The 11,083-nt window shown below is 73.8% G+C and carries 11 protein-coding genes and 1 tRNA gene; 5 read left to right on the top strand and 7 right to left on the bottom strand.

Annotated features, from left to right (window positions below; all coding sequences use genetic code 11):
* Positions 1-43: 43 nt before the first annotated feature.
* The 5 genes from ACFT55_RS15325 to dcd form a co-directional block, all read right to left on the bottom strand.
* A complete protein-coding gene (locus ACFT55_RS15325) occupies positions 44-847 on the bottom strand; it encodes an ABC transporter ATP-binding protein (RefSeq protein WP_380244702.1) in 804 nt (267 codons plus the stop codon).
* Between the two features lie 11 nt (positions 848-858).
* Positions 859-1,908, bottom strand: coding sequence for an ABC transporter substrate-binding protein (locus ACFT55_RS15320; protein ID WP_380244701.1), 1,050 nt, complete (start codon positions 1,906-1,908; stop codon positions 859-861).
* A 62-nt stretch (positions 1,909-1,970) separates the two neighbouring features.
* Positions 1,971-2,852, bottom strand: coding sequence for an ABC transporter permease (locus ACFT55_RS15315; protein ID WP_380244700.1), 882 nt, complete (start codon positions 2,850-2,852; stop codon positions 1,971-1,973).
* Between the two features lie 184 nt (positions 2,853-3,036).
* Positions 3,037-4,155 (bottom strand): hypothetical protein, encoded by a 1,119-nt coding sequence (locus ACFT55_RS15310; protein WP_380244699.1) that lies wholly within the window; start codon positions 4,153-4,155, stop codon positions 3,037-3,039.
* A 146-nt stretch (positions 4,156-4,301) separates the two neighbouring features.
* Entirely contained in the window at positions 4,302-4,877 is a 576-nt protein-coding gene (gene dcd, locus ACFT55_RS15305; protein WP_380244698.1) for a dCTP deaminase, read from the bottom strand.
* A gap of 616 nt (positions 4,878-5,493) precedes the next feature.
* Between dcd and ACFT55_RS15300 the strand changes: the two genes are divergently transcribed.
* The 3 genes from ACFT55_RS15300 to ACFT55_RS15290 all read left to right on the top strand — a co-directional run bounded on the left by ACFT55_RS15300 (position 5,494) and on the right by ACFT55_RS15290 (position 7,033).
* The gene (locus tag ACFT55_RS15300) at positions 5,494-5,697 is read left to right on the top strand and encodes a cold-shock protein (RefSeq protein WP_380244697.1); all 204 of its coding nucleotides are present in this window, start codon (positions 5,494-5,496) and stop codon (positions 5,695-5,697) included.
* 125 nt (positions 5,698-5,822) lie between these two features.
* A tRNA-Gly gene (locus ACFT55_RS15295) sits at positions 5,823-5,896 on the top strand.
* 168 nt (positions 5,897-6,064) lie between these two features.
* Positions 6,065-7,033: an MBL fold metallo-hydrolase gene (locus ACFT55_RS15290; protein ID WP_380244696.1), complete on the top strand. Its 969-nt coding sequence runs from the start codon at positions 6,065-6,067 to the stop codon at positions 7,031-7,033.
* Here the strand turns inward: ACFT55_RS15290 and ACFT55_RS15285 are convergent.
* Positions 7,006-7,983 carry a serine hydrolase gene (locus tag ACFT55_RS15285; protein ID WP_380244695.1) on the bottom strand — a complete coding sequence of 326 codons (978 nt, stop codon included), beginning with the start codon at positions 7,981-7,983 and terminating at the stop codon, positions 7,006-7,008. The two genes, ACFT55_RS15290 and ACFT55_RS15285, sit on opposite strands and share 28 nt — an antisense overlap.
* Positions 7,980-8,864, bottom strand: coding sequence for a LysR family transcriptional regulator (locus ACFT55_RS15280; protein WP_380244694.1), 885 nt, complete (start codon positions 8,862-8,864; stop codon positions 7,980-7,982). The genes ACFT55_RS15285 and ACFT55_RS15280 overlap by 4 nt, the downstream gene beginning before the upstream one ends.
* Before the next feature lie 100 nt (positions 8,865-8,964).
* Here ACFT55_RS15280 and ACFT55_RS15275 point away from each other — a divergent pair, with 100 nt between their 5' ends.
* Both ACFT55_RS15275 and ACFT55_RS15270 read left to right on the top strand, forming a co-directional pair.
* Positions 8,965-9,435 (top strand): nitroreductase family deazaflavin-dependent oxidoreductase, encoded by a 471-nt coding sequence (locus ACFT55_RS15275; RefSeq protein ID WP_380244693.1) that lies wholly within the window; start codon positions 8,965-8,967, stop codon positions 9,433-9,435.
* A 181-nt stretch (positions 9,436-9,616) separates the two neighbouring features.
* Positions 9,617-11,038, top strand: a complete 1,422-nt coding sequence (locus tag ACFT55_RS15270; protein ID WP_380244692.1) for a hypothetical protein — start codon at positions 9,617-9,619, stop codon at positions 11,036-11,038.
* Positions 11,039-11,083 lie beyond the last annotated feature (45 nt).

The raw sequence follows: 11,083 nt of genomic DNA, 5'->3' as shown, positions 1-11,083 counted from the left end.
CCCCGCCCTCTCGGGCTGGCGGGGCGGGGAGCGGCCCGCGTCGTCAGTCCCCGCCGGGCGACCCGAGCAGCTCGCGCACCCGCCCCGAGACCCGGCCGAACTCGGCGTCGCGCACCGTCTCGCCGTAGTCGCGCTCGGCCGGCAGGTCGACCGTGAGCTCCTCGATGATCGTGCCCGGGCGGGGGCCCATGACGACGACGCGGTTGGCGAGGTACACCGCCTCCGCCACCGAGTGGGTGACCAGGAGCACCGAGATGCCGGTCTCGCGCCAGATGCGGTGCAGCTCGACGTTCATGCGCTCCCGGGTGAGGGCGTCGAGCGCGCCGAACGGCTCGTCCATGAGGAGCACGTCCGGCTCGTGCAGCAGGGCGCGGCACAGGGACACGCGCTGCTGCATGCCGCCCGACAGCTCGTGCGGCATCGCCTTCTCGAAGCCGGACAGCCCGGTCATCTCGACCAGCTCGTCGCACCGCCGCCGCGCGGTGGCGCCGTCCATGCCGCGCATCTCCGCCTGCAGCAGGATGTTCGCCCGGACGTCGCGCCACTCCAGCAGCGCCGCGCGCTGGAAGACGAAGCCGATGTCCTGGCGGGGCCCCCGCACCACCTCGCCGCGCAGCCGCACCTGCCCCGTCGTCGGGGCGGTCAGCCCCGCCACGACCTTGAGCAGCGTGGACTTGCCGCAGCCCGACGGCCCCGCGATCGTGACGAACTCGCCGCGCGCGAGCCGGAGGTCGACCGACCCCAGCGCGGGTGTCGACACCCGACGGCTGCGGAACGTCACCGAGACGTCCTCGACGTCGACGACGGTGTCGGTCGTGGTGGTCCCGCCCGTGGTCGTGGTGGTCATGACGCCTCCGTTCAGTTCGCCGGGGCGAACGAGTCGTCGAAGTAGTCGTCGGCCGTGGTGCCCTCGGCGATGAGGCCGGAGCTGGACAGCACGTCCAGGGTCGCCGCCCAGTCCTCGGGCGCGTTCACGCCGGGCGCCTCGTCGGCGGTGGCGTCGGTGTGCAGCAGGTCGATGGTCTGCTTCCACTGCTCGGTGAGCACGTCGGCCGCGGGCATCTGCGGGTCCTTGCCCTCCATGGAGGCGACGGCGGCGTCCGGGTCCTCGGCGGCCGCGGCGAACGCCTCGGACGTCGCCGCGACCATCTCCTTCACGAGGTCGGGGTCGGACTCGATGGTGCCCTCGGAGGCGATGAGCCCGTTGCTGTAGAAGTTGAGCCCGACGTCCGAGTAGCGCAGGTACGTGATGTCCCTGCCGCTCTTGGCGGCGATCGTCGGGCCCTGGTCGTGCGCGAACCCGATGAGGCCGTCCACCTTGTCCGTGAGCATCGCCGAGATCTTGCCCGCGGGGTCGAGGTTCTGCTGCGTCACCGCGTCCTCGGGCACGCCGGCGGCCTCGAGGTAGAGCGGGAAGGTCGTGGTCGGGGCGTCGCCCGCCGAGACGGCGATCGTCTTGCCCGCGAGGTCTGCGGGCTCCTTGATGCCGGAGTCGGTGTAGACCTGCACGGACGACGGGGTGGTCTGGAGGAAGACGCCCAGGCTGCGGATCTTGACGCCCTTGTCGATGTTGGCCAGCACGGCGGGCGTGTCGGCCCACCCGAACTGGACCTGGTCGGCACCGACGGCCTGGGCCGTCTTGGTGGAGCCCTGCCCGGCCTCGATCTTCAGGTTGATCCCGTGGTCGGCGAAGATGCCCTCCTCGAGCCCGTAGTAGAACGGGGCGTGCTCGCCGTAGGGGTACCAGTTGAGCATCAGGGTGACGTCGGTCGCGTCGGCCGCGCCCTGCGCCTCGGCCTCGGTGCCGCCGTCGGTGGACGGCGTGCAGGCGGCGAGCGTGAGGGCGGCGGCGGAGACGGCCGAGGCGGCGACGAGGGCCTTCGACCGGACGGACGATCGGAGAGACATCTGGGTGCTCCTTTGCACGTGGGGGTCCTGCGGGTTGCGCGGGTGGCGCACGGAGACTGCGGTCAGGCCGCGACGGTGGTCGCGGCCGACTCGAGGCGCCGCGACGCGTGCCAGCCGATGAGGAAGCGCTCGGCGACCTGGATGACGGCGAAGAGGACGATGCCGAGGGCGGACATGATGAACAGGGCGGCGAAGAGCATCGCGGTGTCGATGTTGCCGTTGGCCTGCAGGATGACGTAGCCGAGCCCGTCGTTGCCCCCGACGAACTCGCCGACGACGGCGCCCGTGACGGCGAGCGTCGCGGCCACCTTGAGGCCGGAGAGCAGCTGCGGCAGCGAGGCCGGGAACATCACCTTGGCGAACGTCTTGACGCGGCTCGCGCCCATCGTCGAGGTGAGCTGCAGGATCTCGGGGTCCACGGAGCGCAGCCCGGCCAGGCCGGAGACCACCACCGGGAAGAACGCCATGAGCACGGCGACGGTGATCTTGGGCGCCAGCCCGAAGCCGAGCCACACGACGAACAGCGGGGCGACGGCGATCTTCGGGATGACCTGGGCCACGAGGATGATCGGGTAGAGCGTCTTCTCCGTGTTGCGCGAGTAGGCCATCAGCACGGCCACCAGCTCGCCGACCACGACCGCGATCACGAAGCCGACGACGGTCTCGTAGGTCGTCACGTACGTGTGGTGCAGCAGGTAGTCGACGTTCTCGGTCGCGGCCGCCCAGGTGTCCGCGGGCGACGGGAGCACGTACGGCGCGACGAGACCCTGCGCCGTGACGAACCACCACACCAGGAACAGCGCGACGACGAACGCGATGGGCCGCCACTGGTCCAGCACCCAGCGCACGGGTGCGGGCAGCGGCCGTGCGCGCCGCGCCTCGTTCTGGGGTTCCTCGACCGCTCGGCTCGTGCGCCCGATCGCCGACCCCGGTGTCGTCGTCACCATGCTGCTCCTCACGCCACTGTGATGAACCTCGCGGAATACGCTTTCCGAGGTGAACGCTAAGCGGCGTCCGCAGGGGGTGTCAAACAGGCAGGCCAGGCCCGTCGGGAGCGGAGCGCGGCAAGGAGCGTGGCAGGGAGAGCGGCAAGCAGAGCGCCAAGGAGAGCACCAAGCAGAGCGGCGGTCAGAGGTCCTCGGGCGCGAGGAGGAAGTCGGACTCGTCCGCGATCTCGCCGCCGACCGCGGCGTGGATCGCCACCGCCATCTTCCCGACGAGGTCCGCCGCGCGGCGCCGCGCGACGACGTGCGCCGCCTGCGGGAACTCCTGGTTGGCCTCGTAGACGTCCGGGGCGTCCCAGCGCACGTGGTAGCAGACGGCACCGGACGCCGCCCAGGGCAGCTCCCGCACCAGCAGCGGGAGGGTCTCGTCGCCGACCACCTCGACCGTGATCGACCCGTCGAGGCCGAGGTCGCTGGTCAGCCCGTAGGCGTCCAGCACCATCGGCGCCTGCAGGGCGTCGATGTCGACGTCGTCCGCCCGCTCGTGGATGGCCTTGCGGACCTCGGGGTCCAGCGGCTCGCCCGGGTACAGGGGGCGGTCGGCGAGCCCGCGCGGCGGGCCCTGGTAGGGCTTGCCCTCGGTGGCGAGCACGACGCGCGGGTGCACGGCCTGCAGCACGCGGTGCGCGGCCTGCGGGTCCAGCCAGATGTCGGAGTACACGGTGAGGTCCACGTCGCGGCCAGGGTCCGGCGTCAGCACCACGCCCGGCCCGGCGCTGCGTCGGCCGCCGTCGTCGTCGGCCCAGGTGCCGGCGACGTCGAGGCGCACCGAGCCGCCCAGGCGACGCGCCGCCTGCACGAGCCACGTCACGACGCGCTCCTCCTCCCGGTTCGGCAGCGCCGCGGGGAACGCGCGCCCGATGCCGTCCCGGTCGCCGCCGAAGCGGGTGGCGTCGTCCCAGCGCTCCCGCGGGCACACGACGTCGAAGACCATCTCGGTGCCGGGCGGCAGCCCCGCGTCGACACCCTTGCCGGACGGCGCGTACGGCCCCGAGAGGGCGCTGTGCCGCGAGAGCCGCAGCACGCCCGGCTCCCCCGGGTTCGCCATCCGGCCCACCGGGACGTCGGCACCGGGCAGGTCCGCCGGCACCACGTCCCAGCGCGTGCCGACGAAGCGCGACATCGCCAGCACCTCGATCTCGTCGACGACGACGTCGGCGGGCACCCCGAGCAGGTGGCGGGCCTGGTGACCCTGCGCCGACACCGTCGGAAGCGGGGGCAGGGCAGGCTGGTGCTGGGCCATCTGGCGGAGCTCCTTCCGTGACACGGACGCGGTGCGCCCCGCGCCGGTGCCGGCGCGGCGGGACCGAGCGTAGCGACGACGCGACCCGTCGCGGAACGCGTCCTGCGCCCCGCCGTCGGCCCCGGGGCCGCGGCCCCGCGCGCCGGTCAGACCGTGCTCCGGTGGAAGGACTGCCACGACCGGCTCGCCGTCGGGCCCCGCTGGCCCTGGTACCGCGACCCGTACGCGTCGGAGCCGTACGGGTGCTCGGCCGGGGACGACAGCCGGAAGAAGCACATCTGGCCGATCTTCATGCCCGGCCACAGCGTGATCGGCAGCGTCGCGACGTTGCTCAGCTCGAGCGTCACGTGGCCCGAGAAGCCCGGGTCGATGAAGCCCGCCGTGCTGTGCGTGAGCAGCCCGAGCCGCCCCAGCGAGGACTTGCCCTCCAGGCGCGCCGCGACGTCGTCGGGCAAGGAGACGGACTCGAACGTCGAGCCGAGCACGAACTCCCCCGGGTGCAGCACGAACGGCTCGTCCGGCGCGACCTCGACCAGCCGCGTCAGCTCCGGCTGCTCCTGCGACGGGTCGATGAACGGGTACTTGTGGTTGTCGAACAGCCGGAAGTACCGGTCGAGGCGGACGTCGATGCTGGAGGGCTGGAGCATCGACGCCTCGTACGGGTCGAGGACGACCCGCCCGGCGTCGAGCTCGGCCCGGATGTCGCGGTCGGAGAGCAGCACGGGGACACGGTAGTCGCCGGGCCCGCCGGGCGCCCACGTACGCTCACGGACCGTGGCGCGTGGCGCGCTGAGCCGCCGCGACCATGCTCCATGGAGGCCCCGATGCCGGACGGCGTCCGGCCTCGTGTATCCTGGACGCTGCGCACGCCTGGGGAACGACTCCATGGCACTCTTCGGTCCACGGCATCGAAGCATGGTCCCGCGCACGTGACAGCACCGCTGTCCACCGACGATCTCCGCCCAGCGAGCGCGGAGCGAGAGCAGAGAGCATCACTTCTTCCACCATCGAACGGCCCGCCTCCGCGTCTGCGGCAGAGGGCGAATCTCGATCGATCCCCGTGTGGCGCCGGGCCGACGACGACCTGTGGGTCGCGACGGTCGACGGCGAGTACGGCGGCATGATCACCCGACTTCCCGACGGCTTCCACGTCCACGACCGCTACACGCGGCTGGTCGCGGTCGTCCCCACCCTTGCCCAGGCGACGCGGCTTCCTGCCCCGTCACGCCAGGGCACCGTGCGCGCTCGTCGAGCCCGCACCCACACCGTCCGTGCCCGATCGGGCGCGACGACCGGACCCACGTTCGCGGGTCCGTCGCATCAACGAGAGAAGACAACATGACCACCGGAACTGTGAAGTGGTTCAACGAGGAGAAGGGCTTCGGCTTCATCGCCCCCTCCGACGGCACCGCCGACGTGTTCGCGCACTACAGCGCGATCTCGGCCAGCGGCTTCCGCACCCTGAACGAGGGCCAGCAGGTCGAGTTCGAGGTCACCCAGGGCCCCAAGGGCCTCCAGGCCTCGGACATCCGTCCGCTCTGACGCCGTCGCCGGCACGCCGCCCGCGGCGTGCCGGCCGCCGGTTGTCCCGACGACGACGCACGGGGTTCGGAGCATCCGTCCCCGTTGGGTATGATCGGGGCGCGCACACCGTCAGGTGCTGCTGCGCGGGTGTAGTTCAATGGTAGAACTTCAGCTTCCCAAGCTGACAGCGCGGGTTCGATTCCCGTCACCCGCTCCATCGCGAGGCCCGGACCGACACGGTCCGGGCCTTCGTCGTTCTCCGGCACGGCCGCACGCAGCCACCGGCCACTCATGCACCTCGTGCATGAGTACGCGCCTCGCCGTCTTGGTGCGCATCGATCTCCGGCTGCCACGGTCGTCACCACGACGACCTGAGGAGACGACCATGCCCCACCCTGTCTGCCGCCGGACCCTGCTCGCCGCGGCCGGCACGGCCGCCGCCGGAGCCCTGAGCGGCACACCCTCCGCCCTGGCTGCGTCACGAGCGACGGGAGTCGGCGGCTTCGCGACGTTCCGCTGGCTGGGCGTCGCGGGCTGGCAGGTCCGCTCGCCCCGGACGCGGCTGCTCGTGGATCCCTACCTGACCCGCTTCGACACCGGCCTGGCGAAGGGCCGGTTCGTGCCGAGCACGGGGCTCACGGTGGACCCCACGGCCGTCGATGCCGCCCTGGGACCGGCGGACGCCTCGGACCCGGTCACCGCCACCTTGGTCACCCACACGCACTGGGACCACTTCGGCGACGTCCCGCACATCGCCGCCACCCGGGGCGGCACGGTGTTCACCACCCTCACCGGCTACCACCTCGCACAGTCCCTCGGGACGGCCGCCGCTCAGGTCGCGGTGCTCAAGGGCGGCGAGGAGATCGTCGTGGGCGACCTGGTGGTCCGCGCGGTCCGGTCGCTGCACAGCCGTTCCGGAAACGGCGGCGTGCTGTTTCCCGGCGTGCGGCACACCGTGCCCGCTCCTCCGGCGACCGTCGCGGACCTGCCGGAGGGCGACACCCTCGCGTACCTCCTGCGTGCGCCCTCGGGGCGCAGGGTGCTGCTCCTGGGCGCGAGCGACTTCGACGACGTGTCGCTGCGGGGGCTGCGGCCGGACGCGGTCGCCGTGCCGGTGCCTGCGAACGACGTCACCAGCGACTACGCCGCCCGGCTCATGGACGCGCTCGGGGGGCCGCGGCTGGTGGTCCCCGTCCACTGGGACCACTTCGAGGCCCCGCCGACCGACCCGCCCACCGTGCAGGACGCCAAGACCGCCGGGCAGCTGCGCTCGATGGTGCGGTCGGTCCGCCGCGCCTCGCCACGCACCCGCGTCGTCGTGCCTGACTACCGGACGCCGCTCGACCTCCTCTGACCAGGAGCGGCCCCCCGGGCGGGCGGCGAGGTGCGACGCACCAGGTCGTGCAGCCGGCGCGCCGCCCGCCCGAGGACGATCTCCGCGGCCGGCTGCGCGCCCGCCGGCACCGCGGAGCGGCTGAGGACCACGACGACGACCCGGCCGCCGTCCGCGTGCTCGACGACGCCTGCCTCGTGCCGGAGGTTGAGCACCGTGCCCGTCTTGGAGGACCACAGGGAGGAGTCGCGGTCGAACTCCGGCGCCAGGCGCTGCCGGTGCACGTTGGCGGCGAGCAGCTCGCGCAACCGGGCAGACACCGCGGGGTGCAGCCGGTCCGGGTCCCAGACCGCGGCGAGGAGGTCGGCCAGCACCCGGGCGGAGGAGGTCGTCGTCACCGACACGTCGAGCCACCGGATCACGCTGCCGCCGTTCGCCGTGGTGGCCATCGCCGCGAAGGCGTGGCCCAGGCCGGGATGCCGGTGCTCCAGCGCCTCGACGGGGGTGTCGCCCAGCTCGCCCAGACCGTGCCGGATCTCGATGTCCGGCAGCCCGAGCTCCCGCAGCACGTGCCCGACGCGGGCGGGCGGGGTGAGCGCGAGGAGTGCGTCGCAGGCGCTGCTGTCGCTCAGCGAGACGGCCAGGTAGACGAGGTCCTCCAGCGCCACCGAGGCGGGATGGCGGAAGCGGGTCGTGCCCGGTGGCCCGGCGGTCGTGACCCGCCCCGGGGCGACCGTGATCGGCGTACCGCCGTCGAGATCACCGCGGCGGATCCGTTCGAGCGTTGCCAGCGCCACCGGGATCTTCACCAAGGAGGCGACCGGCAGGTCCAGGTGCGGGTCGATGCCGACCTCGTGCCCGGAGTCCAGGTCACGCACGAGGATCCCGGCCGTCAGCCCGGCGTCCGCCAGGTCGTCCCGCACCCGCCGGACCTCGTGCGCCACCACGGACCCGCCGGACCCGCCGCTCATCCCGCGACCTCCGCCGCGCCCAGCGCGAGCGCGACAGCCGCGGCCAACGTGTCCAGGACGGCGTCCACGGCCGCCAGGCCACCGGCCCGTCGCTCCAGGCGGTAGGTGCGGGCGAGGTCGATCCCGCCGAGCGCCGTCCAGGAGAGGCCCAGCTCGCGTGCCTGCGCCGGCGTGCACAGCAGCAGGTCCGCGCTGGTCGTCACGGCCGCCAGGCCGGGGACCAGCGGCGCCACCCGCACCTGTCCTGGCAGGCACCCCGCGGCGACGGCGTGCCGCACGAGGAAGTCCCCCACCAGGGCGTTGTCGTCCTCCGGGGTGACCCACACGCGGCGCGCAGGACCGCCCTCACCGCGGCGGGGTGCCAGCTCGTCGAGATACGTCCGTGCCCCGCCGTCCGGACCGCACCCGCCCAGCCCGAGCGGTGCCGTCCAGCGCGCCGCGCCCGTGGTGGCGGCGACGAGCGCCGCGTCGGCGAGCGAGTCCCGAACCAGCTCGGCACGTCGGGCAGGCGGGGCGGGGACGACCCGCAGCAGGATGCCCTCCTGCTGGGCGTCGCCGATCAGCGTGGCCGTGGCCGTCGGCGACATGTCGTCCGGGACGGCCAGCCGCACGGGAGCGGCCTCCTGCGTGGCGGCTGTCGCCCGCAGGTCGTCCACCGCGTCGACGACGCGCTGCGCGGCAGGGAGCAACCGCCGCCCCAGCGCGGTCGGGAACACCTCGCGCGTCGTCCGGTCGAACAGGGTTCCGCCCAGGTGGGCCTCGAGGGCGGCGACCCGGCGGCTGACCACCGGCTGCGGCACACCGATCGCCGACGCCGCCCCGGTGAAGCTTCGGCGCTCGCTCACCGCGACGAACGCGCGGCAGCCGCTCTCGATGTCCACGCGGGCGATTATCCCCACCGGCTCCCTCACGGCCAGGCGCGGCGGGCGGGAAGTCGCCCTCGACGTGTCGGCGCGCGCGACGGAACCTAGGTTCGAGGGCATGAGCCTCGCGTCCCGCGCCCTGCACACCCGGTGGTTCGTCCGCGCCCCGATCGGGCTGTTCCGGTCCGGTCTCGGCTTCCTCGCCGGCGGGCGGCTGCTGATGATGCAGCACCGCGGCCGCCGCAGCGGGCAGCGGCGGTACGTCGTGCTCGAGGTCGTCGCGCGGCCGGCACGCGACCGCGCCGTCGTCGTCGCCGGCCTGGGGCCGCGGTCGCAGTGGTTCCGCAACGTGCGGGCGGACCCGCGGGTGCTCGTCTCCCTCGGCCTGCGGCGCGACGCGCGGGCACGGGCGGTCGTGCTGCCCCCCGACGAGGGCGCAGCGGTCCTGCGCGCGTACACCGACGCCCACCCCGGCCCGTGGGCGCAGCTGCGCCCGGTGCTCGCGGAGTGGGCCGCACCCCTGGCCCGGGACCAGGGCGAGGCCGACTGGCTCCGTGTCGTCCCCGTGGTGGAGCTCCGCCTGCTCTGACCGCGCTCGCACTGCGGCGCCTCGGGGCTCGGGCGCGACGCCGGAGCCCCGGGCGACGATTTCACCCTGCGGACGGGCGACGTCACCGTGGACCGGGCAGGCAGCAGCCCGGGGGGACGCCTACGCTTCTCGCACCCGTGCGCGCCTCCCGGCGCCACGCCGGAGCCCCAGGGGGAACGTCATGCAGGCTCGCGCGGTCACCGTCGCCGCCCTCGTCACCGCCGCACTGCTCGCCGAGCCGCTCGCCGCGTCCGGCGCACCACCCGTGGCGACCGCGTCGGCGGCGTCGACCACGTCGGTCGCGGCGTCCGGCGTCGCCGCCTCCACCGTCGGTGCGATCGACCCGGTCCGCCCGGACGTCGGCGCCGGCACCGTCGACGACGTCGTCCGCTGGCAGTCGGCCGTGGGCGCCTCGCCCGACATGGCACGCTCCACGATGCGGGCCCAGACGGACCGCAGGGTGCACCGGGTGGACGTCGCCGTCGCGACGCCGCGCTGGATGACGCAGAACCGTGCCGCCCAGCTGGTGCGCGACCGCGACGTCGACGCCCTGCTGGCGAAGGTCTCGGCGTACTGGTCGGCACAGTCGGGCGGGCGGATCAAGTTCGTGCGCAGCTCGGCGATCGAACGGATCAAGACCGGGGACGGGTCCTGCTCGACGACGGGCGGCATCCTCAAGCAGGTCAAGGCAGGCGGGCGGGCGCACTACGGCACCGGCTGGTTCGACTCCCGCACCCTCGGTCCGGGCACGCGCGAGCACCTCGTCGTGCTGTTCCCCTACGTCCGCGGCGACTACCCGGGCGGCTCGCGCTACGGCGACACGTGCCTCGGCACGCTGGGGCTCGGCTCCCTGCCGAACAAGGCGAGCCGCGACAACCCTGGCGGCTGGTCGTTCTCCCTGTTCGGCGGCGCCGACGGCGAGGCCCGCAGCTCGCGCTTCTCCCACGCCCAGTACGCGACCGCGGTCTCGACGCTGGCGCACGAGCTGGGCCACAACCTGGGCCTCGAGCACTCCGGGGTGGGCTGGTGCACCGGCGCCCCCGACGGCAGCTTCACGTCGCCGCGCTGCGGCATGGCCCAGGGCCTGGACCCGATGGACCTCATGGGGTCCGACTTCGCGGCCGTGGGCACCTCGCCCCTGTCCCGTGCCCAGCTGAAGCGGCTGGGCGTCCTGCCGGGGTCCGACGTCGCCACCGTGACGAAGAAGTCCGGCGCCCGCACCGTCGTGATCGACGCCCGGCACCGGAGCACGAGCCGGCCGACGCTGCTGCGCGCCGTCGACCCGAAGACCGGCCAGTACTACTACGTCGAGCTCCGCCGGCAGTCCGGCGCGCGCTACCCGTACCTGGGCGGCATGCCCTGGCGTGCCGCGTCCGACTACACGGTGTCGTACGGCGTCACCGTGAGCCGGTTCGGCCGGGAGGGCTCGACGTGGGCCTACCCGGGCGAGCACCTCATCGTGCCGATGGGCAAGGAGTCGGCCCGGCACTCGAACCTGCGCAAGGGCTCGACGTTCACCACCCGCTCGGGGGCGCTGCGGCTGACGGTGCGCTCGACGACGGACGGCACGGCCACGCTGCGGGTCACGTTCCCCCGGACCTGACTCGGGGCGCCCGGCCGCGCACCCGTCACCGCGCTCAGCGGCGGG

Origin of the sequence: Isoptericola sp. NPDC057191 (assembly GCF_042670225.1) — a bacterium.
Lineage (GTDB): Bacteria > Actinomycetota > Actinomycetes > Actinomycetales > Cellulomonadaceae > Isoptericola.
Note: the sequence above shows the minus strand (reverse complement) of the source record. Positions and strands in the feature narration are given on the sequence as shown.